Annotated in this window: 20 protein-coding genes; 11 read left to right on the forward strand and 9 right to left on the reverse strand. The window is 63.8% G+C overall.

Translation table 11 applies throughout. The features are described from left to right. The first annotated feature begins 14 nt into the window (after nt 1-14). The 3 genes from G9C82_RS12770 to G9C82_RS12780 all read left to right on the forward strand — a co-directional run bounded on the left by G9C82_RS12770 (nt 15) and on the right by G9C82_RS12780 (nt 5,198). Entirely contained in the window at nt 15-2,486 is a 2,472-nt protein-coding gene (locus tag G9C82_RS12770; protein ID WP_127014295.1) for a DUF5059 domain-containing protein, read from the forward strand. A 439-nt stretch (nt 2,487-2,925) separates the two neighbouring features. Next, entirely contained in the window at nt 2,926-3,762 is an 837-nt protein-coding gene (gene nth, locus G9C82_RS12775) for an endonuclease III (RefSeq protein ID WP_127014296.1), read from the forward strand. A gap of 122 nt (nt 3,763-3,884) precedes the next feature. Continuing rightward, nucleotides 3,885-5,198, forward strand: coding sequence for an MFS transporter (locus tag G9C82_RS12780; protein WP_127014297.1), 1,314 nt, complete (start codon nt 3,885-3,887; stop codon nt 5,196-5,198). Nucleotides 5,199-5,309: 111 nt separating this feature from the next. Here the strand turns inward: G9C82_RS12780 and G9C82_RS12785 are convergent, their stop codons facing one another. Both G9C82_RS12785 and G9C82_RS12790 read right to left on the reverse strand, forming a co-directional pair. After that, complete coding sequence (locus G9C82_RS12785) at nt 5,310-6,341, reverse strand: aldo/keto reductase (protein ID WP_127014298.1); 1,032 nt, start codon at nt 6,339-6,341, stop codon at nt 5,310-5,312. A gap of 93 nt (nt 6,342-6,434) precedes the next feature. Then, complete coding sequence (locus tag G9C82_RS12790; protein ID WP_004958069.1) at nt 6,435-6,863, reverse strand: disulfide bond formation protein B; 429 nt, start codon at nt 6,861-6,863, stop codon at nt 6,435-6,437. A gap of 117 nt (nt 6,864-6,980) precedes the next feature. Here G9C82_RS12790 and G9C82_RS12795 point away from each other — a divergent pair, with 117 nt between their 5' ends. Beyond that, complete coding sequence (locus G9C82_RS12795; protein WP_004958067.1) at nt 6,981-7,283, forward strand: hypothetical protein; 303 nt, start codon at nt 6,981-6,983, stop codon at nt 7,281-7,283. A gap of 19 nt (nt 7,284-7,302) precedes the next feature. Here G9C82_RS12795 and hpt read toward each other — a convergent pair whose 3' ends face one another. Together hpt and G9C82_RS12805 are read right to left on the reverse strand one after the other, a co-directional pair. Beyond that, a complete protein-coding gene (hpt, locus tag G9C82_RS12800; protein ID WP_127014299.1) occupies nt 7,303-7,851 on the reverse strand; it encodes a hypoxanthine/guanine phosphoribosyltransferase in 549 nt (182 codons plus the stop codon). A 118-nt stretch (nt 7,852-7,969) separates the two neighbouring features. Then, a complete protein-coding gene (locus G9C82_RS12805; protein WP_127014300.1) occupies nt 7,970-9,493 on the reverse strand; it encodes an NAD(P)/FAD-dependent oxidoreductase in 1,524 nt (507 codons plus the stop codon). 149 nt (nt 9,494-9,642) lie between these two features. On the opposite strand from G9C82_RS12805, the gene G9C82_RS12810 reads away from it, so the two are divergent. After that, the gene (locus tag G9C82_RS12810; RefSeq protein ID WP_127014301.1) at nt 9,643-10,707 is read left to right on the forward strand and encodes a Brp/Blh family beta-carotene 15,15'-dioxygenase; all 1,065 of its coding nucleotides are present in this window, start codon (nt 9,643-9,645) and stop codon (nt 10,705-10,707) included. A 78-nt stretch (nt 10,708-10,785) separates the two neighbouring features. Then, a complete protein-coding gene (eis, locus tag G9C82_RS12815; RefSeq protein ID WP_127014302.1) occupies nt 10,786-11,976 on the forward strand; it encodes an enhanced intracellular survival protein Eis in 1,191 nt (396 codons plus the stop codon). A gap of 114 nt (nt 11,977-12,090) precedes the next feature. Here eis and G9C82_RS12820 read toward each other — a convergent pair whose 3' ends face one another. The 3 genes from G9C82_RS12820 to G9C82_RS12830 form a co-directional block, all read right to left on the reverse strand. Then, entirely contained in the window at nt 12,091-13,470 is a 1,380-nt protein-coding gene (locus tag G9C82_RS12820) for a hemolysin family protein (RefSeq protein ID WP_127014303.1), read from the reverse strand. A gap of 53 nt (nt 13,471-13,523) precedes the next feature. Next, the gene (locus G9C82_RS12825; protein ID WP_127014304.1) at nt 13,524-15,113 is read right to left on the reverse strand and encodes an oleate hydratase; all 1,590 of its coding nucleotides are present in this window, start codon (nt 15,111-15,113) and stop codon (nt 13,524-13,526) included. 119 nt (nt 15,114-15,232) lie between these two features. After that, on the reverse strand, nt 15,233-15,877 hold the full coding sequence (locus tag G9C82_RS12830) for a helix-turn-helix domain-containing protein (protein WP_127014305.1): 645 nt from the start codon (nt 15,875-15,877) through the stop codon (nt 15,233-15,235). 367 nt (nt 15,878-16,244) lie between these two features. Here G9C82_RS12830 and G9C82_RS12835 point away from each other — a divergent pair, with 367 nt between their 5' ends. From G9C82_RS12835 to G9C82_RS12845, 3 genes are all read left to right on the forward strand, one after another. Then, complete coding sequence (locus G9C82_RS12835) at nt 16,245-16,901, forward strand: thioredoxin domain-containing protein (RefSeq protein ID WP_127014306.1); 657 nt, start codon at nt 16,245-16,247, stop codon at nt 16,899-16,901. Then, entirely contained in the window at nt 16,898-17,497 is a 600-nt protein-coding gene (locus G9C82_RS12840) for a hypothetical protein (protein ID WP_004958045.1), read from the forward strand. Before G9C82_RS12835 ends, G9C82_RS12840 begins: the two co-directional genes overlap by 4 nt. A gap of 104 nt (nt 17,498-17,601) precedes the next feature. Next, nucleotides 17,602-18,141 (forward strand): hypothetical protein, encoded by a 540-nt coding sequence (locus tag G9C82_RS12845; RefSeq protein WP_004958043.1) that lies wholly within the window; start codon nt 17,602-17,604, stop codon nt 18,139-18,141. Nucleotides 18,142-18,190: 49 nt separating this feature from the next. Here the strand turns inward: G9C82_RS12845 and G9C82_RS12850 are convergent, their stop codons facing one another. Together G9C82_RS12850 and G9C82_RS12855 are read right to left on the reverse strand one after the other, a co-directional pair. Continuing rightward, on the reverse strand, nt 18,191-19,831 hold the full coding sequence (locus tag G9C82_RS12850; protein ID WP_127014307.1) for a methyl-accepting chemotaxis protein: 1,641 nt from the start codon (nt 19,829-19,831) through the stop codon (nt 18,191-18,193). A 125-nt stretch (nt 19,832-19,956) separates the two neighbouring features. After that, complete coding sequence (locus G9C82_RS12855; RefSeq protein ID WP_004958040.1) at nt 19,957-21,144, reverse strand: redox-regulated ATPase YchF; 1,188 nt, start codon at nt 21,142-21,144, stop codon at nt 19,957-19,959. An 814-nt stretch (nt 21,145-21,958) separates the two neighbouring features. Between G9C82_RS12855 and G9C82_RS12860 the strand changes: the two genes are divergently transcribed. Both G9C82_RS12860 and G9C82_RS12865 read left to right on the forward strand, forming a co-directional pair. Further along, nucleotides 21,959-23,248: a hypothetical protein gene (locus tag G9C82_RS12860; RefSeq protein WP_127014308.1), complete on the forward strand. Its 1,290-nt coding sequence runs from the start codon at nt 21,959-21,961 to the stop codon at nt 23,246-23,248. 6 nt (nt 23,249-23,254) lie between these two features. After that, entirely contained in the window at nt 23,255-23,515 is a 261-nt protein-coding gene (locus G9C82_RS12865; RefSeq protein WP_004958037.1) for a hypothetical protein, read from the forward strand. Nucleotides 23,516-23,524 lie beyond the last annotated feature (9 nt).

Genomic DNA, 23,524 nt, shown 5'->3' on the forward strand with positions numbered 1-23,524 from the left:
CCCTAATCGAGCGTATGCCACAGAGACGTGACTTGCTGAAGACGGTGGGGATCGCTGCGACGGGACTGCTTGCTGGGTGTCCCAGTCAGGGGTCGACAGAATCGAACACGGCGTCGGCGGACACCGACACGACAGAACAGGAAGCGACCGCGGGAACAGACGAGGGCGGCGAAAGCGGTGTTTCGGTCGGGCCGATGACCGCTGTCGCGACCGAGTGGAACGTCTACCGGGCGCGGCTGTACGATGCCGTCGCGCTGGGTCGGGCCGGTGCGCCCGGTGCCGGAGCGACCGTCGCACAGAACATTTTTGCCCGGTTCGAAGGCGCATCCGGTGAGTACGGGGCCCACGAACAGCTTGAGTCCACGTCAGAGTCAGCGTACGAGGGCTTTGAGGATGCCCTCGGGACGGTCCAGTCGTCGCTGTCCGAGGGCAACGTATCGGAAGCCGCGTCGGCCGCGGACAAAGCGTCGGGCCACCTCCAGACAGCGCAGCAGGCCGCTGCCGGACAGCAGGCCACCAGAGTGCTGGACCTGCTCTTGCTGGGCAGTCGGGCGAGCAATGCCGCCATGGCCGGGACGCTGGGCGCTTTCGAGGGGGCCGCCACGATCGCGGAAGAGACGATGACCGCGTTCGAGGACGCGCTGGTGTACAGCAAAATAGAGGCTGCGGACGCAGAATCCTACGAGGCCTTCGAGAACGCACTGGCCGGCATCGGCTCCGCCGCAGGCAGTGAAGACGCGAGCGGCGTCACCGAACAGGCCCGCGCCGCACTGGATGCGACCGTTTCGGGCGCGTATGCGCTGGTCCAGCCGGCGTCGGTCGCCGGTGCGGGCCACCTTGCGACGATGCAGGCCCGTGGCTGGGACGCGGCCGCAGTCGTCTCGGGCAGCGGCGTCGGGGCAGACTACGCCCACGCGACGACGCTGAACACGTACCGGGCTCGCGTCCACGACGCTGGGTGGCTGGCCCGTGCCGGCGAGACAGCCACCGCGGCGACGATGGTCGAGGACGTTTTTGCCCACTTCGAAGGCGCGGCCGCTCACGACGCCCTCGAAGAGGCGGACAGCGAGGCCTACGAAGCGTTCGAGTCCGGTTTGTCGGACCTCTCCTCAGCAATCGAGAACGGGAACACCGAGGGGGTCGCGTCGGCCGTCGAGACGGTCGACACCAATCTGGTCGCCGGCATCGAGGCGCTGGCCGGCGGGAACGCGCCGGTTCTCCAGTCGGGCTTCTTCAAAGCCCGCTTCGCCGACGCGCGGGAGCTGTACCGCCAGGGTCAGGCGGGGCAGGCAGCGACGCTCGTTTCGGACCTGTTCGCCCGGTTCGAGGAGAACCAGCTCGACTTCCACGAGACGCTAGAGGAGACCAGCGAGGACCTCTATCACCGCTTCGAGGAGGAACACCTCGTGGGGCTCCAGTCAGCCTACGAGAACGGCGATGACGACGCGGTCGGGACTCACCACGACGGCGTTCTCGCGGCGCTGCTGGAGTTCGAATCGGCCCACAGTGCCGCCGTCGCCAGCGGGTCCGGCGCGACCTACATGGCCGGCCTCGCCTTCGACGCCGCGGCGACGAACGCTCTCGGGAACGCCGACCGCGCAGCGTCGACTGCTCAGGGGGCGCTGGCGTTCTTCGAGTCCGGGGCCGCCGGCTACCATGAGGCACTCGAAGAGGCGAACGAGGACCTGTATCACCGCTTCGAGGACGAAGCACTCGGGAGCGTCATCTCCGCCGCGAACGACGGCGGTGACGTATACGCGGCCGCGAAGACGTTCTACGGCGCAGCCATCGAATCCGTGACGGCCATCATCGGGTCGAGTGGCGGTGGCGAGACCGGTGCCGGGGCCGCGAGTGTCGTCAGCGACGTGTTCGCTACCTTCGAGAACGCCGCGGTGCACGACAAACTCGAAAACGCGGACGCGGAGGCGTACGAAGCCTATGAGGCCGCACTGAACGACTATGTCGCCGACTTGGAGAGCGGGTCGACCGACGGCGCGACCGCGTTCGCAAACGCCGCCCGGACCGCTTCTTTCGCCGTCGTTGGCGCTGTCGACAGCGCCCCAAGTGGGTCCGGCGGCCACGGCGGCGAGGAGTCCGAGGCGACCGAGTCGTCACTGTCCGGCGGCCCGAACGTCGTCGAAGGCGTTCCCGAGGACGCCGACCACGTCGTCGACATGCAGGCTGTGGCGTTCGCGCCCGAGGAACTCACCGTCAGCGTCGGCGACACAGTCGCCTGGAAACACGCCGGTGGCGAGGCTCACAACGTCGTCGCGTACGAGGAGGAACTCCCGGACGACGCGACCTACTGGGCTTCCGGCGGGTTCGAAAGCGGGTCGGCCGCACGCGAGGGCTGGGAGAACGGTGAGGGGGCCGTTCAGTCCGGCCAGAGTTACGTTCACACGTTCGAGACGGCCGGCGAGCACGGATACTTCTGCGTTCCGCACGAGGCTGCGGGGATGGCTGGCACCGTTATCGTCGAGGAGTAATCACGCTCTCTTTTTTGGCCCGCCTAGAAACCGATGGCTTTTTGTGTTTTAGGGTAGCCTAAACAATTGTATGCCGGACGAACAGGCCACATCGAGGCGGGACATCTGTCGCCGTAGCGAGTCGGGTGCTGCCGTCCCTGTCGTCCGCGCAAACGCCGCCCTACAGGAGGTGAGAGCCTGGACGTGACCGTACATTGACCTGTCAGCTTCGACCATCTTTCGCGGCGACGACCACCGTGGGCATAGCCCGTCGCCGCACGCCACGAGCTTTTCGTGTCTGTCCCGTGGGCGTCTGCCCCAAGGACGCCCCATTTCAGGTCCTTTACTGTGGACCACTCTGGAATCACCACTTTTGATTAGCCGCCGGTAGGCGCTGAGTCCGCACTGGTAGCTGTTTTTCGGGGCAGGCGTTTTGAGTCCGCCAGCCCTGCGACTGGCTATGACTGACGAGGAACCAGCGGAGAACATCAGCGGCGGAACCGCTGGCGGTGGCCAGTCGGCAACGTTCGACCCGGAAACAGCGGGGACGCGGGCAGAAACCGTCGTGGACCGTCTCGGCGAGATGTACTGGACAAAAACCTACGGCGGCCGGGACGCCTTTGAGTGTCTCATCCGGACGATTCTCAGCCAGAACACATCCGACAAAGCGAGCCAGCCGGCCCACGACGACCTGATGGCTCGGTATGGCGGCGGGGAGGACGCGAACAGCGAGGGAGACATTGACAGCACTGACCTCGCCCGCGCGCTGGCCGACGCCGACCAGCCCGAACTCGCTGAAACCATCTCCTCGGCCGGGCTGTACAACCAGAAATCCGAGCGCATCATCGCACTGGCACAGCGCATCTGCGAGGAGTACGGCGGCGAAGCTGGCTTTGATGCGTTTGTTCGGGACAGCGACTCTGAGAAGGTTCGGTCGACGCTGCTTGACATGAACGGCGTCGGGCCAAAGACCGCTGATTGCGTCCTGCTGTTCGCGGGCGGTCGTGGCGGTGTGTTTCCCGTCGATACGCACGTCCACCGCATCGCCCGCCGGATAGGACTGGCCCCGGCCGACGCCGCCCACGAGACCGTCCGTGCGTATCTGGAGCGCGACGTGCCCGCGGCGAAATGCGGCTTCGGCCATACGGCGATAATTCAGTTTGGCCGGGAGTACTGCTCGGCCAGAAAGCCGGCCTGTCTGGATGACCCCGATGCGTGCCCGCTGGCGGGTCATTGTGACCAGGTCGGCGTGTACCCGGCCGCTGATGACGTTGTCGACCCATCCGAAACTGCCTGACGCATTCCACAGTATACTGTCGGTACTGTCGATGTGTGTTGGTATTGAACTCTTCCCATCAGAAATTAAACTGAAGTCTGTTTCTGGAAGGACCTTAGTCCCCCGAAAGTGACAGCGTCCGTATGTTCCGACCGGCATCCGGCCGCGGGTTAGTGCGCCGGTACTATCTGTATCGTGCCACGATCGCTGTCGGATTTATCACTCCCATCTTCACCCTGTTTCTCTTGCGAACGCTGACCTTCACGCAGGTCGGTGCCCTCTCAGCAATCTACGCATCGCTATCTGTCGTCGGCGAGATTCCAATAGGCTACGTCGGTGACAGGCTCGGGCGGCGCGCAAGCCTCCTTCTCAGCGTGCTGTTCACCGTTGTCTCCCTCGCGGGCTTCGTTCTCGCTTCGGGATTCCGCTGGTACGGCTTCCTCTATGCGCTGTGGGCGCTGGCGCTGACGTTACGCTCAGGGAGCATGGATGCGTGGCTATACGATACGCTGACTGAACGACTCGATAGCGAGCAGTTCAGCCGTATCCGTGGCCGGGGCGACGCAGTGCAGAAGTGGACTGCAGCGGTTTCGATGGTTGCCGGTGGCCTGCTGTATGTGCTGCACCCAACCTATCCGTTCGTTGCTGCGGTCGGTTTCAACAGTCTCGGCTTCTTTGCCCTGCTCTCACTGCCGAAGAATCGGCAGTACGCCGACCGGGGCAGTGACAGTCGCTCCGCCGACCGTCTCGACCCACTGGAAACCGTCTCGGTCATCCGAACGTATCTGGCTCGACCGCCGCTCCGAGCACTGGTCCTGTACATTGGGTTGTTCTATGCCGTTTTGGGCGTTTCCCACACCTACATCCAGCCGATGGTGGTCGAGACGCTGGGGCCGTACGCCGCCGCTATCGGCGTTCAGGTTCCTGCTGGTGTTCCGACCGCGGCGGCACGAGTAGGCGAGGCCGGCGCGGCACTTGCGCTCGGACTGGGTGTGCTGTACGCTGCCCTGACAGCAGTGGCATCCGCTGGCGGCTACTACGCCGGCGCAGTTGAGGACCGTCTCGGCGTCCGCAGAGCCGTGGTTGTCGTGCCAGCCCTGACGGCTGTCGCACTCGTGGGACCGCTGTGGCTCGCGCTGGTCGTACTCCCGACGTTCACGACGATGCGAACCGCGAAGCCGCTGGTCCAGCCTATCGTCAACGGGTACATTAACGACCATGTCGAGTCGGTCGGACGGGCGACGTTGCTCTCCGCGGTATCGATGCTGCATATGATTCTTCGGACGCCGCTGGCACTTGCTGCTGGGATGGTGGCGGATGCAACCACGGCGACCACAGCAGTTGCGGCGCTTGGCTGCCTGTTTCTCGTCGCTGGCGGCGCAGTCTGGCTGTTCGGGGAGATTGCGCCTGAGACAGTGGCTGTTTCCGGTGACGGGGCCAGCAAATCAGCGTCATAGACCCATCAGCGGCCGGCCGGGAACCCGGCCCGGCCACGATTAGACCGAACGCTTCCGGGGCGACAAGGGCGTGCCCCGACGACAGCGCGGTTCTGTCAGTTCGTCTCCCGATTACGCTCGGTGGCCCCAGCGCTCGCCGTCCTCGGCGTAGCGGGCGCTCACAATCCGGTTGAACTGGTCGTCGGACAGCGAGATGTCCGTCGCGCCGACGTTCTCGTCGAGCTGGTCGACAGTGCGAGCGCCGACGATGGGGACGCAGGTGAAGTCCGGCTGTTCGATGAGCCAGCGGAGCGCGACCTGTGCGGGCGTGGCGTCAAGTTCGTCCGCGACAGCGCGGAGTTCGTCAAGGACGTGCCAGCCGCGCTCGGAGAGGTAGAAATCCTCGAAGCGGTCGGACAGCGAGCCTCGGGAGCCTTCCGGCCCCTCGAAGGCCGTCGGGTCGTCGTCGTCCGTGCGCTCGTACTTGCCCGTGAGGAAGCCGCCGGCCAGCGGCGAGTACGGACAGACCGCGATGTCTTGGTCGGCACACACATCGAGATAGTCTTTCACGTCGTCGCGGTAGCCGGCGTGGAACAGCGGCTGGGTCACCTCGAAGCGCTCGTAGTCCTCGACATCGCTCTTCCACAGGGCTTTGGTCAGCTGCCAGGCGGCCATCGTCGACGCGCCGAGGTGGTGGACCGTCCCCGAACGGACGAGGTCGTCAAGCGTCGACAGCGTCTCCTCGATATCGCTGTGCTCGTCCCAACGGTGGATGTAGTAGAGGTCGAGATAGTCCGTATCGAGACGGTCCAGTGTCCCCTCGATCTGGGCGCGGATGTGCTTGCGGCCCAGACCGGCGTCGTTGGGACCGGGCTCGCCGCGACCGTCGAAGGGGAAGTACACCTTCGAGGCGATAACGAAATCCTCGCGGTCGTAATCGTCGAGCCACTCGCCGATGTACGCTTCGCTGGTCCCGTTAGGATTGCCGTAGACGTTGGCGGTGTCGATGAAGTTGATGCCGCGCTCCCACGCCGCATCGAGCAGTTCGTGGGCCTCCTCGCGGTCGGTCTCGACGACGCCGCCGGTCTCCCGGCCGAAGCGCCAGGTCCCGAAACAGAGCTGTGAAACCGTTGTTCCGGTCGAACCAAGTCTGGTGTACTCCATATCGGGGGCACGACGGGCGACCGGAAAAAGGGGTGCGGTCCCGGCGAAGGCTGTCCGGTATCGGCCGCTCACTCGCTCTGTCGCACCCGCGAATCAGAACTGACTGCCAGACGCTCGGGCGGCCGCGACGACCAGCCCGGTCACCAGCACGAACGCTACCAGCGAGAGATTTGGGACGGTCAGGCCGACCACGCGGTACTGAATCTGCGCACAGCTGATCGCGCCGATGCCACAGGTCGTCTGGCTCACCTGCAGCCAGGAGTGGTAGGCCGCGATGGCCGCTCCCGGCACCGCAAGCGGCAGTGCTGTCCGGACGACGCCGAGACGGCGCTCGACAGCAGCGACGCCGAGAACGACCACTAATGGATACATCAGAATTCGCTGATACCAGCAGAGCCGACAGGGCGTCAGCCCGAGGCCCAGCGAGAGATAGAGACTGCCGGCAGTCGCAACGGTGGCGACGGTAGTCGCCGCGGCCAACAGGAACCGGGCTCGGTCGGAATCGGATCGAGAATCGCCCACAGGGAAGCCAGCGTTTGCTGGCGGAAAAAGCGTTCCGAGAGTCGCCCTCTTTCTCGGCTCCCGCTTGACCGGAGCGCCAGCGCTCGCTTTTTCAGGCCTGCCGCCGACAGCCAGCGTATGCCCGACGATTCGGACCCCGAGGCGAACCTCGAACAGTGGAAGTCCGCGATGCAGGAAGAGCACGCTGAGGCCATCGCAAACCCCGACCCCGACGAGTCCCACCAGATAGAGGGCGTGGCACAGGTCACATATCGGGTGACGTTCGACTACGACGCCGACGAGGACGTACTTGACCGGGCCAGCGCCGAGGAGGTCGACGACCTGACCGACCCCGACCTGCTCTCCTGTGCGTGTGGCGTTCGTGGGATGACCCCCGAAGAAGCCCGAAAGCACATGGCTGCCGCTGTCGAGCAGGGGTAAACAGGGGCCGCAGTCACTCTCAGTCGTGGATAGTCACGCCGTCCTGGTCGACCGAGATGTCGAGCAGGCTGGTCACATCGTAATCAGTGTCGTCAAGCGCCGACTCGCCCTGTTTCCGGAAGACGACGACGATATCAGAGATGTCCGCCCCGATGTCGTCAAGCGCCTCGCAGATGGACGCCATCGTGCCACCGGTCGAGAGCAAGTCGTCGACGATGAGCAGGTCGTCGCCCGCCTCGATGTCGTTGATGAACATCTCCGATTCGGAGTAGCCGGTGGTCTTGTGCAGCGGGACCTCGTCGTCGAGACCGTAGGAGCGCTTACGGATGACCACAAGCGGGATATCCGTCTGCAGTGAGAGCGCGGTTGCGATGTGGATGCCCATCGCCTCCGGCGCGACAATCTTGTCCACGTCGAGGTCGGCCGCCCGCGTCACGCCGACGACGACCTCGCGGAGGAGTTCTGGCTCCAGCATCGGCACGCCGTTGCTGAGCGGGTGGACCAGATAGGAGTATCCGTCCTTATCGATTATCGGGGCCTCGTGCAGTGACTCGCGGAGCTTCTCCATGCCTCCGTTACCTGAAGGGGGACAATAAACCGTTCGAGGCTGGGCTGCGGTGTGCGCGTCACGCTATCGCGTCGTGATTTAGCCGGTTTGCGTGAACTGCCAATCGAGCACGGCAGCGTCAGTCCGCCGTCGAAGCCGAGCGGTCCCCCTTCGTTTCGAACGGGCTGTCCTCAACGATGTCCCGGGCGGTGTGCTCGCCGCTGATAAGACACATCGGCATCCCGATGCCGGGCGTCGTGTAGGCCCCGGTGTAGTAGAGCCCCTCAAGCCCGGCGCGGTGGCTGGGACGGAGCGGCCCGGTCTGGAACAGGGTATGCGCCAGCCCGAGCGCCGTCCCCTGCGGGTCGCCATAGCGCTCGGCAAACTCGCTGACACACGCCGTCTCTTCAACGACGATGCGGTCACGGAGGTCCACGCCGGTTTGCTCGGCGAGGTCGTCCAGCACGAACGCTCTGTATTCCTCGCGAATCGCGGGGCCGTCGTCCAGTCCCGGCGCGATGGGGACAAGGACGACGATGGCGTGGTGGCCGTCGGGGGCGACCGTCTCGTCGGTCTTCGACGCCACCGAGAGGTAATATGCGGGGTCGTCGGGCCACCCCGGGCGGTCGAATATCTGCTCGAAATGGCCGTCCCAGTCCGTCGGCAGGACCAGCGAGTGGTGGGCCAGCGGGTCCACGTCGCCCTCAACACCGAGATACAACATGAATGCCGACGGCGCGTAGGTCTGGTCGTCCCAGTGGTCCGGGTCGTGGTCGCGGGCAGCGGGGTCAAGCAGATGCTGCTCGGTGTAGGCGGGGTTGGCGTTGCTGACCACGACATCGGAGGCGACGACGCCGTCCTCGGTGGTCAGTTCGAACGCCCCCGCCTCGCCGGCGATGTGCTGGACCTCGGTCCCGGTCCGGATGTCGACACCGAGTTCTTGCGCCAGCGACCCGAGGCTGTCGACGACGCCGGCGATGCCGCCCTCCGGGTAGAACACGTTTATGTTCAGGTCGACGTGGCTCATGATGCTGTACAGCGCCGGGGTGTTGTGTGGCGCCCCGCCCAGAAACACCAGCGTGTATTCGAGCAGTTGCCGGAGCTTCGGGTGGTCGACGTAGCGGCCGACGTAGTCGTCCATCGAGCCGAACAGCCGCGCCCGCGGCGCAAGCGGGAGGAGGTCGGTGTCGACGTAGTCACGCAGTCGTTCGCGGCCCTCGTAGACGACCCGGTCCATCGCCAGGTCGTAGTTGCGCTCGGCCGTGTCGAGATAGTCAGCCAGTGCGTCGCCGGCCCCGTCCTCGTAGGATTCGAACACCTCGCGGGCGTTCTGGCGGTTCGGTTGCATCGTCACGCGGTCCCCGTCCTTCCAGAACACCCGGTACTGGGGGTCCAGTCGCTCCAGTTCGTAGTAGTCCGCGGGCTCGCGGTCGAAGTGGCCGAAGAAGCGCTCGAACACGTCGGGCATCAGGTACCACGACGGGCCGGTGTCGAACCGGAAGCCGTCCCGTTCGAGGACGCCCGCGTGGCCGCCGAGGCGGTCGTGGCGTTCGAGCAGTCGCACGTCGGCCCCGGCGTCGGCCAGATAGCACGCGGCCGAGAGGCCGCCGAAGCCGCCGCCGACGACGGTCACCGTCCGGTCGCGAGGGAGGCCATCACGCATAGCAGCCGCTAGCGACTATGACTGAAAAAGGGTTGTCTGGATTCTCAAGACCTCACAACAGACACTGTCATCATTAATCCACTGGGCCGTTCCCAGTTCGCTGGAATCGCTTGTCTCGTTTATTGTGAGTATTTCCCTAGGGCCACGATATGCCCACGACCGGCCTGGGGTCCGTCTGGCAGCGGCATCGGGACACCGACCGCCATCCGTCGCTCTGGCTCTCGCGGGCGAGCCTGCTGGTACTCGCCGTCACGTTCGGTCTCCTCGGCACCGTCGGCGTCAGGGTTCCGCTCCGGGCCCAGATGGTGGTGTATCTCGTCGGGATGGTCGCGCTCAATCTCCCCCACGGCGGGTACGAGCACTTCGAGAACCTCCGCCGCCGTCGCCCCTCGTTTCGCTGGCGCTACGTCGCGGTGTATCTGGCGGCTATCGGCGGGTTCGTCGGCCTGTTCCTCGTTGCGCCAGTCGCTGGCCTCGCGCTGGCGCTGACCGTCGCCATGGCGAAGGGCGGAATCGGCGGCCTGCAGGTGCTGGAAGCCACGAGCGGCACCGAGCACCTCAAGACCCGGTTCCAGCGCGGGCTGGCGGCGGCCGTCCGCGGCGGCGCGGTGATGCTCGTCCCCATCGTGTTCTGGCCGGAGACGTTCCACGCGTTCAGTGCGCTGATGGTCGGGCTCGTCGAACCTGGGGCGCTCTCGTCGTATGCAGGCTTGTTCGACACGACCCGGCTCGTCATCGGGTCGAGCTACGGGCTCGCACTGACGGCGCATATCCTGCTTGGCTACGTGCGCGGCGGCGGCCGCTCCTGGCTTGTCGACGCCGGGGAGTCGCTGCTGCTCGCGGCGTATTTCGCGTTCGTTCCGGTCCTCGTCGCCGTCGGCCTGTACTTCCCGTTCTGGTACTCCGCTCGGCAGGTGGCGCGGACGGCATCCGTGGAACAAGAGCCGGTCGGCGACGAGCGCTGGGACCTGCTCGGCGGCGCGGACGCCTCGACCGTCGCACTGCGCGCCTGGGTCGTCCTCGTCGTTGGAGCGCTGGCCACCTTCGGCGTCCTCGTCGCCGTCTACTGGGCGTTCCCGAACCCGCTTGGAACGAGTGACCTGCTCCCCGGCGCGGTAGCGTTCTGGAGTATGTTTATTAGCATTGTTGCGCTCCCACACATCGTCGTCGGGTCACTCTTCGACCGGGACCGGGGTATCTGGTACGTGCCGTGACGCCCCTCTCCCAGGAAGGACCGCGACGCCGACCCGCAGATGACTAGCTTTCTGTAGCTGGCGGACACCCGGGACAGTATGTCTGAATTCCGCCCCGTCCCGACGACTGACCGCGAAGCCTGCCAGCGGATACTTCAGTACGCGTTCGCGCCCGAAACAGGTCCGGTGCCGCCGGACCCGGACGGTGACTGGCCGCCGTCGCTGTTCGACCAGCGAGGCCTCTATGACGGCGGCACCCTCCGGGCCGTCTGCAAACTGTATTTCCTCGACACAACTGTTCGCGGCGCGGCGACGACGGTCGGCGGCCTCGGCGCGGTTGCAACACCACCCGAACACCGCGGACAGGGGCTCGCCGCCGACCTCTGCCGACACGCCTTACACGAGTACCGTGAGGCCGATGTCGGGTTCGTCACCCTCTGGCCGTTCTCGACGCCGTTCTATCACCGTCTGGGCTGGGGGACGGCGAACACCTATCGCCGCTTCGACCTGCCGCCGTCGGCGCTCCCGGACCCCTCCACCGCCGGACAGCTGGTCCGCCTCGACGCCGACGACTGGGAGCGGCTCCGTCGGGTCGAGACGGCTGCAGCCGCCGGGACAGCGCTCTCGCTCCGGCGCTCGGAGGCGTGGTGGCGCGAGCGGACCCTCGCCGACTGGGACGACGACGGCGTCCCGTACTGCTACGGCTACGAACGCGACGGTGAACTTCAGGGGTACGTCGTGTACACCGTCGCGGACGATGCTAACAACACGCTCTCGGTTTCGAACTTCGCGGCTGTCGACGAGGAGGCCCGCCGCGCGCTGTTTGCGTTCCTCGGGCATCACGGCGCACAGATAGAGCGCGTCACGCTCCAGCTACCGCCTGATACTGACCTCTTCCATCGCGTCGACGACCCCGGGGCGGTCGACTGCACGGTCGAAGTCGGGCCGATGGTTCGGCTCACCGACGTGGACTACCTCGAACGCCTCGACTGGCCCGGGGGCGACCTCGACTGCACGCTCTCGGTGAACGATCCGCTGCTTGACCGCAACGACGGCCTGTTCCGGCTGTCAGTGAACGGCGGCACTGCGACGGTCGACCCGCTTCCAGCCAGCGACTCGAAAGCCGATGTGGCCGTCGACATTGCGACGCTCTCACAACTGGCCGTCGGGACGCACGGCGTCGACGCCGCTGAACGCCTGGCCGGGCTGGAGATGTTCGACGACTCGGTCCGCGGCCCGCTTGCAGACGTTTTCCAGCCCGAATCCGTCTACTTAGGCGAGTTCTTCTGAGACTGGTGGCTGTGACTGCGACGGGATACTCGCCATCCGTGATGGCGACATTCTCGAAAGACGGACAGCAGACCGTGTGAGAGTCACCCACTCGGCCGACAGTCCGAACGGTGCTCACTCAGCCGACGGCGAGTCGTCGATATCGCCCTCGCTGATCTGGACCGTCGAGATACGGGTTCCGTCGACGCTCGTCACCTCGAACACGTATCCGGCCGCTTCGGCGGTGTCGCCGACCTCCGGAGCGCGGTCGAGGTGACTCAGTACCAGCCCGCCGACGGTTTCGACTGCGTCGCTGTCGAGGTCGACACCGAGCGCCTCGCCCGCTGTCGACAGTGGCACGCCGCCGTCGGCGTCGTAGCTCCCGTCGCTTTGCTTGCGGATGGCGTGTTCGCGGCCGTCGACATCGAACTCGTCGCGCAGGTCGCCGACGACGGCCTCGACCACGTCCTCGATCGTCGCGATGCCCTCCAGCGACCCCCACTCGTCGATGACTGCGGCCATCTGTAGACGGTCCTGTCTGAACTGCAACAGGAGGTCGTTGATAGCTGTCGTCTCCGGGACGACCGGTATCTCGTGGGCGATATCGCCGGCAGTCGCGTCCTCGCTGCCTTCCTCGCCGGCCCGCAGCACGTCCTTGACGTCGATGAACCCAACGATCTGGTCGCTGTCGTCGGCATCGACCACCGGATAGCGGGTGTGTCCTTCGTCGAGAACGACCGCCCGGATATCCGACATCGTCGCGTCGGCCGGGACGCTCACAACGTCAGGTCGCGGGACCATGACTTCCCGAACGACCGTATCGTCGAGATCGAACACGCGCTCGATCATGTCGACCTCAGACGCGTCGATGTTCCCCTCTTCGCCAGACCGGGCCAGTACTCGGCGTATCTCGCGCTCGCCGAGCGTCTCGTCCGTCTCCGATGCCGGCGGGACACCCAGTAATTGCGTGAAGGCGTTGGCCGAGCCGTTGAAGACGACGATCCCGGGATAGAACAGGTAGTAAAACAGCTTCATCGGCGGCGCAAGCAACAGCGAGAGCCGCTCAGTCCGAGCAATCGCAAACGTCTTCGGCGCGAGTTCGCCGAAGACGACGTGGAGGAACGTGATGATTGTGAAGCCGATTGCGAACGCCACGAGGTGGAGGAGGGTCTCGGGCAGTACCGGAGCGAGGACGGGTTCAAGCAGCGCTGCGACGGCGGGCTCACCGACCCACCCCAGTCCCAGCGAGGCAAGCGTAATCCCGAGCTGGGTCACCGCGAGATAGTTATCTAGGTCCGCCATCACTGCCTGGAGCGAGCCCGCGCCGGCTTTGCCCTCGTCAGCGAGCTGTTCGACAGACGTGCCGCGAACGCGAACGAACGCGAACTCCGCGGCGACGAAGAAGCCGTTCAGTCCTACAAGCACCAGTGCCAGTACTAGCTGTGCTGCAGAGAGTGCGAGATTTACCATCGCAACCTCCGGGCGGAGTGCGTCGATGTGTGCATACACACCCATCTCTGTCACCGTACTAAAATACTGGAATGTCCGCGCCCGTACCGCTTTGCTTCTCAGCGGTACGCGGCGCGAACAGTGTCTGCGATGATACCGGGCTCTCGGTAGTGCTTGCTCACCGGGGGGACTTCCCGGTCGAGGTCGAGCATCTCGTAGACGGCGGTCATCGCCGACCGGACCGAGTACTCGACAGTGAACACTACGTCCCGCGGCTGTTCGGCGTACTGTCCGAGGAACGCCAGACTGTTCGACCCGTCAGGAACGACTTCGGGTCGGTCACCGGGCTCCCGGGGCTGGAAGTGCGCCGTGATGAACGGCATCATCGCCGGGATGCAGGTCACGTCGTCGAGTAGCTCCGGGAGCCGGTCCTCGCACTGCAGGTGGTAACACAGCTCCTGAAGAATCTCCCGGCCGGTACACTCGGACATCGGCTTCTCCACGTAGTTCCCCTCGCGGTCCGGGAACAGCGCGTAGCCCCAGAACACCTTCACGTCGTCCGGCTGGTTCGCGAAGTGTGGCTGGGCGGCGACGACTGTCGACAACAGCCAGTTCGACCCGAGGTAGGTGACGAGCCCGTTGCCCGGTTCCTCGTTCGTGAAATCGACGATGTGGTCGAACAAGTCGGTGTTGTGCAGGGTAACGGTGAACGACTCCCATTTCGTTTCCGTGACGTTGTCCGCGAACACCGACGGATTGCCGAACTGTGGGTTGTCCTCGGCGATGGACTTCCACAGCTCCCACGACGCCCCGGTTTCGTTCAGTTCGGGGGCCTCGTCCATCCCGCCGATGGACGAGCCGTCGGTCATCGACCCGTTCGTCACGAACACGAGGTCGGACGGCTCGACGGGGACCGTCTCGGTTCCGCTGTCGGTCTCACAGTAGAGCCGCTCGACGGTGCGCCCTGTCCGCGACGGGACGATATCCATATCCGTCACCTCGTGGCCGTACTCGAAGGAGACGCCCCTGTCTTCGAGCCAGCGCCGGAGCGGGAGGACCATCGAGTCGTACTGGTTGTACTTCGTCCGGTCGATACCCTCCATGGTGTGCAGTTGCGGGAACTCGTGGAGGAACCGGTACATGTATCGCCGGACCTCGGCGGCGCTGTGCCACGGCTGGAACGCGAAGATGGTCGCCCAGACGTACCAGAAGTTCGTCTCTAGGAACGACTCGTCGAACCACTCCTCGATGCGCGTGTCACCGAGCCGCGGTTCGGGCGTGAGGAGCAACCGAGCTATCGACTGTCGATGCTGTCGCGTCAGTCCGTACTCGCCAGCGTCGATTCGTTCGCCCTCGTGCATCAGCCGTGTTTTCGCGTACGAGGGGTGCGTTTCGTTGAACTCGTCCATCACGGCCTTGACCGAGCGCGAGTCGTCTTCGAGCGACGGAATCGTCTCGAAGAGGTCCCACGTACATTCATACGCCGGGTAGTTGAACATCCGACCGCCCCGGATCAGGTACGCCTCGTCCGGGTCGCCAGCGCCGTCCATCGCGCCACCGACGACGTCCAGCTTTTCGTAGACATGGATGTTTTCGCCGGGCATATTGCCGTCCCGAACGAGGAACGCCGCGCCAGCCAGGGAGGCAATACCGCCCCCGACGAAGTGTGCGTCGCGGTCAGTGACGTGTGGGTGCTGGTGGATGGTCATATTGGGTCACCGTCATGTAGTGCTACGCAAGTCCCAGCCCTAACCGTTGCCAACATATGTACAGCAATTTATAAGAGGCCGTCTCTTGCCGAAATAGCCGCGCTCTGGCTAGCCGGCTGTCACTGTTCGGAGCTGGCAATCGTGTGGTCGATCAGCCGGTCCGTGCCACGACGGAGACGCTCCGAGATCGCGGACGTGGTCGCGTCGAGTTCCGCTGAAAGGTCCGTCAGGTCTGCCTCGCGAGGGACGGTGAAGTATCCCTGCCGATGGGCTGCTAGCAGTGCCTCTCGCTGTGGGGCGGAGAGTCCGTAGTCATCGCCGCCATGTTCTGTCTCACAGAGCCGGTGCGGGCGGAACGTGACACTGCTTGACTGACAGGTGTCCCGGAACGCTTCGAGGTCTGCCCGGTCGGCGAACTGCGTGCTCACCTTCCACCCGTGCTCGGTCACGAGCGCACCCATCGGATACGTCTGCCGGTCGACGAGCTGGGTGTACATCTCGACGAAGTCTGTATCGAGGACGACCCGATACCGTGACTCGACGATAGCAGAATCCATGGCGACGAACTCCACGACCGATTCGTCGCCGAGCAATGCTGATTCAAGTGCGTCCGGTTCGACGCCCGTCGCGGAGAACACGAGTGCCGGTTCGTCGGTCGTGCCAGAGACGACGGTGTCGACGATCAGTCGGGTGTTCAGTTCCGCAGCAACCGCACACAGCGGCATATCTGCGGACTGCAACTCAAATTCACAGATGACGCTCATGTGTGTTGCTCAGCCGAACAAAATAAAGGCATACTGGGAATTCTCACGCACCGAAACCGACCGGTGGCATCGGAGCCGCTCGACAGACACGCGTTGCTCCTTCCGTATCTGGCCGTCCGATGAGAACACGACCGAAACTCGTGCCGACTCTGGCCACAGCCAGATATAGTCAGAGCTGTGGTCTACTCTCAAATATAGCGGCCTCGGCACTCATAGGGCTCGTCATCAACAGGGAGTCACCCCGGCTCGGCCCAGTGAGTCGTCGTCATCGGCCGCTAGATGGTACCGCCGCCGGCGACAAGACGGTTACTAATCGGTGCCACACAGTGGAACAAACGCTAAACCCACGCGGGCCAACCAGTCGTATATGAACAGACGACGCTTTCTCACACTTTCCGGGGTGGGTGTCGTCGGCGCAGTCGCAGGCTGCAGTAGCGAGGCGGACAGCGCTGAATCCGTCGACAACCACCCGGCAGCCGCCGACCTCGACGCCCAGCCCCGCCGCGGTGAACTGGGCGGTCACGTCATTCTAGCGTTCGAAGACCCTTCCTGCCCCACATGCCGCCGCTTCCACGAGGAAACACTGCCGGATATCCGAGAGAACATCGTTGACACGGGCAAAGGTGCGTACGTCGTCCGGACCTACCCGGTCATCTACCCCTGGGGTGAGCCGGCGACACAGGCGCTGGAGTCGACGTTCGCCCGCGACAGCGAGGCGTACTGGGCGCTGTTTGAGCACTACTTCGCCGAGCAGTCGTCGTTCGACCCGGACAACGTCCTGGACCGGACGGCGATGTTTCTCACCGAGGAGACAGCGGTAGATGGCGAGGCGGTCGCACGCGACGCGCAAGAACAGGCACACAACGACGCTGTGCAGGCTGATATTCAGGCAGCCGAGGACGCCGGACTGGGCGAGACGACGCCGATTATTCTGCTGTTTGAGGACGGCGAGTTCGTGACAAAGGTCAACGGGAGCGTCAGCTACGACCTCATCGCGGAGGCGCTGGGAGAGCGCGACGGATGAGCATCGCACGCGGACTCCGACTGCCGACGACGCGCGGCGACTGGCGACTCATGGGTCGGACGGTCAGGCTTGTGCTCACGCTGCCGGTCTATGCGGCGGTCGCCGTGATCGCTGCCATCGTTTCGCTGACGCTGTTCGTCGTCTCACTGAACGTCCCGCTGGTGCTTGACCTCGTGGTCGGCGGGTCGCTCCCGCTTGCTAGCCGCCTGCGCGTGCTCGCTGAACTGTACCCGTTCATCGGCACGTCGTTCAACCTTGCACAGGGAATCCTGCTACTCGTCGTCGCCGTCCTCACCGGCGTCGACATCGGTCTGGTGACGTACCACTTCCGCGAGCACGGCCTCGACCTCCAGCAGGGCGGTGCGGGCGTCGCGGGCGTTGTCCTTGGAACGCTCGGTGCGGGCTGTGCGGCCTGCGGGTCGGCGGTGCTGCTGGGGCTGCTGTCACTGCTCGGCGTCTCGACCTCGCTGCTGTTTCTGCCGCTGGACGGGCTGGAGTTCGCGCTGCTTGCGCTCGTGGTGTTGACCCTTTCCGTCTACTGGCTCGCCGAGGGGATGCGTGGCGGCGAAATCAACGGCTGTCCGGTCGACCTCTGACCGTGTCGTTGGCAGGCCCTCGTCTCGCTTCGGTCGTGGAGTGCCAACCATTACAGCGGGAGAAAACGTATAGTGTCGTCAGCCGAACACTCCTGCCGAGAAGTATGCCAGAGACGGAGTCCCAGGTGACGGCCTCAACGGAGTCCCCCGCCGAGTACGAACACCTCCACCGGAAGCGGAAAGAGACGGCCGGCACGGTCGAACTGGCCGAAATCGTCGACGTGTGGGTCGGCGAGAGCGAACTCGTCTGTCGATTCCAGTTCGACTGGGCGACCGACGCGATACAGCGGCGGTACGACCTGAACAGCGACCGCGACATCGCCAAGGTCGAACGGCTCTGTGAAGCCAACGGCCTGCAGTTCGAGCAGGCCAGCCATCTAGAGGGGTCGCTGGTCGAACTCGAATACACGGGGTCACAATGGCTGCCACGGCCGGAAGCCGCCTACACCGACGGCGAGGGGTCGGCGGCCGAGACGTTCCGTGCGGAGTGGCGGTTACTGGTCGATGAACTGGCCCAATCGCCTGCATTCATCCGGCGGGGTATCGAACGCGTCCGGGCGCTCTCGACGACGCAACTGATTATCGGTGTTATTCTCGTCAAGAAAGTCGCCATCATTGCGTTGCTGGCACACCTCCTGTTGTAGGCGCAAGACTGTCAGGCTGGGGTGCTGGGACACTGGTTACCGATTCGTCTCAGTCGCTCATCGCGGATCCGGAGCTAGCTGGCGTGTCCACGCCGTCAGTTCCAGCTGTATCGAACTGTGAGAGTTCCTCATGGAGCGTGTCGGCGTCGTCGGCGAACCGTTCCACCGAGTCGACCATCCCGGCAACGGTCTGGCCCTGCTGGTCGACTGTCGTAGCCATCCCGCGGGCGTCGGTCGCGGTCTCTCCGGCAATGTCGTTGATATCGTCGATTATCCGTACGACTTCCTGTGCGCTGGTCGCCTGCTGGTCGGTCGCCCGGTCTATCTCTTGGATGCCGCCGTTGACATCGACAGTGGCATCGACCACGTCTTCAAGCGTTGTAATGGTCTCGGAGATAGTGTTGCTGCCGCGGTCGACAGCGTCTTCCATCGTCTCCATGGCGTCGACGGACGTACCGACCTGAGACCGCAGCGAGCCGATGAGGTCCTCTACGTCGCCGGTGGCGGCCTGTGTCTCGGTCGCAAGCTGTTTGATTTCGTCTGCGACAACGGCAAAGCCAGAGCCCGCCTGGCCGGCACGGGCGGCTTCGATGGAGGCGTTCAGCGCGAGCATATTCGTCTCCTCGGCGATACCGTCGATGACTTCGACGATCTCGGCCATATCCTCGGCGATGTCGTCGAGTTGCTGGACCTCGCTTGCGGCGCTCGTCGAGTAGTGCCGGATTTCATCGACAGCGCTCTGGGCCTCCGACGAAGACCGCTGGGCGTCTCGGCCGAGGTCTGCGGCAGTGTTGCTCTGGTCGGCGATTTCGGCCACGGACGACGCCATCTCTTCGACGGTCGCCGAGAGGTCACTGAGTTCGCTTGTTGCGTCGTCTAGCTGCTGGCGCTGGGTTTCTGCCCCATCGGCGATGTCAGATGCGGTATCGGCCACGGACCGTGTCTCGTCACGGACCTGCTGCCCGTCGGCTAATACCGTTTCACTGCCAGTTGCGATACGTGTCGCAGTCGACTGGCCGCTGCCGATGGCGGTCTCAAGGGCAGCTAGCGTCTCGTTGATCGCGGTCCCGACAGCCGCCATGGCGTCACTGATGCTGTCAGTATCGACGCGGGCGGTCAGGTCACCGGCGGCCGCGTCGTCGAGCACCGTTCGGTACTGTGTCGCCTTGAGTTCGAGGTGACTGCTCAGCGCCTCCATCTCGCTGCGCTCGGACTCCGCGGTTTCACGGGCTTCTTCGGCCGCTCCGCGCGCCTCCTCGGCGCGTTCCTGAGCTTCATTTGCCTCCCGGATGTTCTGGCCGAGCGAGTCCGCGGCCCGTTCGAGTTTTGTGTACGCGTCTCCGACCTCGTCGATCCGGTCGACGCCGAAGTCGATGTCGTACTGGCCGTTGTCGACTGCCGTCGCCTTCCGGTTGATCTCGATTATCGCGCGGTACATCTCACAGTAGCCCAGAAATCCGGTCACGGCAACGACAAACCCGATGAATACCGCGGCGGCTGTCACAGAGGAAAACAGCACGATAGCCAGCGCCGGTGCGCCCACAATCGACATTGCTGCCAGCAGAAAGACACGGGCGCTGAATGTCCGACGGAGTGGTGTCGGCAGGTGCGGCTCAATCGTCATCGGCACAGTACCGACCGCAAGCATGAGTCGGCCAAGCGGGCCCGTCGAATCATCCGCCGTCGTCATCGAAACCGCCTCGACAGTGCTGTCAAACAGATAATTGGTGTCAGCCTTGCGGCGTGCATGTGACGCGTTCACGCCGGCTTATCAAAAGTCACACCCTCGGAGTATCAGCGGTGAATTTTGCAGTATCAGTTCGTTGTCGTAATTTCGACCACGTCCCGATGGTCAAGTTCAGTGTCAGCACCGATCTGTCGCTCGGTGCGCACGTCGTGGGCGTGGAGGAATCCCTCGCCGATATCGGTGTGCAGGAAGTACGCGAAGTCCTCGGCGGTCGACCCGTCTGGGAGGACGAAACAGTCCTGCAGGAAGGTCCCGTCTTCCTGGGGCTTGCGAGCCCCGGGGAACACCGCGATAGCTCCCAGTTCCTCGAACAGCGCGGTTTCGAGGGCCTGCTGGACGCCCGTGCCGCCGAAGTCGGTGACGAACTCCCGGATCTGTTCGAGCCCTGCGGCCTTCTCTTCGGGCAGGTCTGCTGTCACGGTGAACTCCTCGTCGCCCGGTCGGTAGTCGAGTACCCCCTGCTCGTTGCCGTTTTTCAGTGCCTTCTCCGCGTGAGCTGAGACCGGGACAAATGTGAGATGCTCGTACTCCGGGTCCTCGGTGATTGGCTCCCAGTTTTCTTGCGCCGCTGGGGTGTCCATCTTGTTTGCCGCGATGAGCATCGGTTTCGTCCGGATGCGAATTTCCCGAGCGAGTGCCTCTCTGTCTTCGTCGTCCCAGGTGTCGGGGTCGAGTTCCAGGTCCAGCGCGAGCACGACCTGTTTAATCTCGTCGGCGTTGATTTTGAACGCCGACATCTGCTCGGCGAGGTCGTCCTCGATGGCCTTGTCCTCGCCGTGATAGCCCGAGCGGTAGCGCTCGATACCCTTCTCTAAGATGTCGAGATACCACATATCCAGTTCGTCTTCGAGGAAGTCGATGTCCTCGCGCGGGTCGTGGTCCTCGGTGGGTTCACCCTCCAGATCAGTCTCGCCGGTGAAGTCGACGACGTGGACGAGCACGTCGGCCTCGTTGAGGTCCGTGAGGAACTGGTTCCCCAGCCCCTTCCCCTCGTGTGCGCCGGGGACGAGGCCGGCCACGTCGACGAGTTTTGTCGGGACGAACCGGACACCCTCCGTGCAGTAGCCGTGGTTGGGCGTGCAGGTGTGGTCGAACTCTGGAGCCGCACAGTCGACGCGGACGTAGGCTTCGCCCATCGACGGGTCGATTGTCGTGAACGGGTACGCGCCCTCCGGCACATCGTTCATCGTCGCCGCATTGAAAAACGTGGACTTGCCGACAGAGGGCTTGCCGACGAGTCCGATCTTGTAGCTCATTGCACCGACGAAGCGGTTTCAGCGGCTTAAACGCTGTTACACGTCTGCCCAGCGGGTGTGAGTCCCACGCACGTCTGACTCGCGGCCGGCACGGACACGTTGCTGCCACCGCCCTAAGTGGCCCGTGTCGTATGCGTCACTCCGAACTGCGCATGTGACGAAAGAATTCACACAAACTGATACAACAGTGGATATATAAGAATACGTATAATAGTTTTCTTCTCTAACGGGCGTATAGTTCCGGTTACGAAATAATAGTAAGCAGAGCAACTAATACTACACGACCATAGTTAGAATACCTGATAGGTAATGGCTGTTCCGTATGGATGGAGTCGGTGGGTGGCCTGTCGTTCGACGTATCAAGGTCTGGAGTCGAAGTATTGGACTGTGCTCCCTGTGTTTTGGAAATAAGTGTAAGCGTGGCCATCTCAGACTGTCCAGAGGAACATACGTACGTTGCCCGACTGGACCTCTGTTTGTTCCCGGAGAGGCCATGGATGATATGGGTACGCTGTGTTGACAGAGTCGCACAGACGCGGTCCATTCCGAAAATATAAAATAAAATATAAATTAATGGAAACGGTCTACACAGGAACTGACACTTATCGAATGGTTTGTCCCCGATTCCGGGCCGACTCAGGAGACTAGTTGGAATAATCACATATCTTTAATACATTTCGGATTGAAGACTAGTCTGCTCATCCCGATACCAGCGACCACCCCGCTCGTCACAACACACGTGTAACTGGAGTGAAGCCCGAACCCCCCACGGAACTGCTAGCCGACCGCTCGGGGTGAGTCACAGAAAAGACCAATGGAAATAGAACTAACCGAAGTCCCGACAGAGACACAGGACGAACTCGAAGCATTCCCGAACGTAACGGGGACAGGTATCGGTCCGAAACAGCAAGCGGGCGAGATGGACGAGGAAACGGAGTCGGTCATCGTATTTGTCGAGCGGAAAGTTGCGGAGGCGGATCTCGACGATAACGAAGTCATTCCGGAGGAGATCGAAATCGACGGCAAAACGTACAAGACGGACGTTCAGGAGTCGGGCGAAATCAAAGCGCTCGAACTCGAACTCACCGCGCCCGAAGCACCGATGGAACTCGAAGGGCGCGACAGGGCCGAAATCAAAGAGATTCCGGCCTCGCTGTCACGGACGCGACGCTGGCGACCGGCCCCGGCGGGCGTCTCCGTCGGCCACCCGGACATCACCGCCGGAACGCTGGGCACACAGCCGCTCCGAACACAGGACGAGAAGCTCGTCTTCCTTACAAACTCCCACGTCGCTGCGGATAGCGGCCGCGCAAACCGCGGCGATATGGTACTCCAACCCGGTCCGTACGACGGCGGCACCGCTCCAGACGACGAAATCGGGTCGCTGCTGGGGTTCAACGTTATCGACGCTGACACCAGTTCCCCGTTCCCGAAAAACCGGACGGACAGTGCAATCGTAGAGGTCACGCCCGACCACTTGCAGACGGATATCTGGGAACTCCACGAAGACCTGCGGGGCTTTACCGACGCCGAAGTCGGCGCGATTCACACGAAAAGCGGCCGAACAACGGGTGTGACCCAGGCGAAATGCACCGCCCGTCACGCCAACTTCAACGTCCGGTACAGTCACGGCGTCGCCAAGATGGTCGACTGTGACGTATTCAACGCGATGGCCAAGGGAGGCGACAGCGGGAGCCTCATTGGCATGGAGCGCGAGGACGGGCTCCACGGCACGAGTCTCCTGTTCGCCGGGAGTAGTAGTCTCACGCTGGGCATTCCGATGGCAAACGTTCAGGAGGAGCACGGCCAGCTCACGCCCGTGACCTCACAGGACCTCGTCGACGCCGACGACATGCGCATCACGGGGACCGCCTTCCGGGTGTCGCTCAACCCCAGCCAGAGCATCAACCGCTGGAGCGGGCCGTGGGCGGACCGCTACAGCGTCGACTTCGTCGGTCAGCCGGTCAACAACGGCGACTGGGTCAGTACCAGCGTCGAATCGACGTACAGAACCTCCAGCGGGGTCTACTACCAGATTCAGGTGGAGAACCAGTGGTCCAGTCGGTCGGTCGACTGCGACGTCAAATACAGCGTGACGCGGTGATTTACGATGGAAATCACGATCACTATCTCAGAGCAGGGCGAGGGCGTCTCCGTTGAAACCGCCGAAGCCAGTGAGTCACAGCAGGTCGAACCGCCGACCGATCTTAGAGAAGACGCCGCTGGCCCACCGAGCGAAATGAGCAACGTGGAACGCGCCCCGGCACAGTTCCGCCAGTCAAACACGAAACAGGATATCGTCAGCGAAGCCGAGCCCGCGCCACCGCAGTTCAGTCCGTCCCAGTCGCGGGGGATGGAAGAGTACCGCTAGCGCGGTCCT

The organism is Haloarcula sp. R1-2, assembly GCF_011627385.1.
In the GTDB taxonomy this organism is placed as follows: Archaea; Halobacteriota; Halobacteria; order Halobacteriales; family Haloarculaceae; genus Haloarcula; species Haloarcula marismortui.

Coding starts and splice junctions, on each gene's coding strand:
- G9C82_RS12770 (WP_127014295.1), top strand. CDS start 15: ATGCCACAGAGACGTGACTTGCTGAAGACGGTGGGGATCGCTGCGACG.
- nth (WP_127014296.1), top strand. CDS start 2,926: ATGACTGACGAGGAACCAGCGGAGAACATCAGCGGCGGAACCGCTGGC.
- G9C82_RS12780 (WP_127014297.1), top strand. CDS start 3,885: ATGTTCCGACCGGCATCCGGCCGCGGGTTAGTGCGCCGGTACTATCTG.
- G9C82_RS12785 (WP_127014298.1), bottom strand. CDS start 6,341: ATGGAGTACACCAGACTTGGTTCGACCGGAACAACGGTTTCACAGCTC.
- G9C82_RS12795 (WP_004958067.1), top strand. CDS start 6,981: ATGCCCGACGATTCGGACCCCGAGGCGAACCTCGAACAGTGGAAGTCC.
- hpt (WP_127014299.1), bottom strand. CDS start 7,851: ATGGAGAAGCTCCGCGAGTCACTGCACGAGGCCCCGATAATCGATAAG.
- G9C82_RS12805 (WP_127014300.1), bottom strand. CDS start 9,493: ATGCGTGATGGCCTCCCTCGCGACCGGACGGTGACCGTCGTCGGCGGC.
- G9C82_RS12810 (WP_127014301.1), top strand. CDS start 9,643: ATGCCCACGACCGGCCTGGGGTCCGTCTGGCAGCGGCATCGGGACACC.
- eis (WP_127014302.1), top strand. CDS start 10,786: ATGTCTGAATTCCGCCCCGTCCCGACGACTGACCGCGAAGCCTGCCAG.
- G9C82_RS12820 (WP_127014303.1), bottom strand. CDS start 13,470: ATGGGTGTGTATGCACACATCGACGCACTCCGCCCGGAGGTTGCGATG.
- G9C82_RS12825 (WP_127014304.1), bottom strand. CDS start 15,113: ATGACCATCCACCAGCACCCACACGTCACTGACCGCGACGCACACTTC.
- G9C82_RS12830 (WP_127014305.1), bottom strand. CDS start 15,877: ATGAGCGTCATCTGTGAATTTGAGTTGCAGTCCGCAGATATGCCGCTG.
- G9C82_RS12835 (WP_127014306.1), top strand. CDS start 16,245: ATGAACAGACGACGCTTTCTCACACTTTCCGGGGTGGGTGTCGTCGGC.
- G9C82_RS12840 (WP_004958045.1), top strand. CDS start 16,898: ATGAGCATCGCACGCGGACTCCGACTGCCGACGACGCGCGGCGACTGG.
- G9C82_RS12845 (WP_004958043.1), top strand. CDS start 17,602: ATGCCAGAGACGGAGTCCCAGGTGACGGCCTCAACGGAGTCCCCCGCC.
- G9C82_RS12850 (WP_127014307.1), bottom strand. CDS start 19,831: ATGACGACGGCGGATGATTCGACGGGCCCGCTTGGCCGACTCATGCTT.
- G9C82_RS12855 (WP_004958040.1), bottom strand. CDS start 21,144: ATGAGCTACAAGATCGGACTCGTCGGCAAGCCCTCTGTCGGCAAGTCC.
- G9C82_RS12860 (WP_127014308.1), top strand. CDS start 21,959: ATGGAAATAGAACTAACCGAAGTCCCGACAGAGACACAGGACGAACTC.
- G9C82_RS12865 (WP_004958037.1), top strand. CDS start 23,255: ATGGAAATCACGATCACTATCTCAGAGCAGGGCGAGGGCGTCTCCGTT.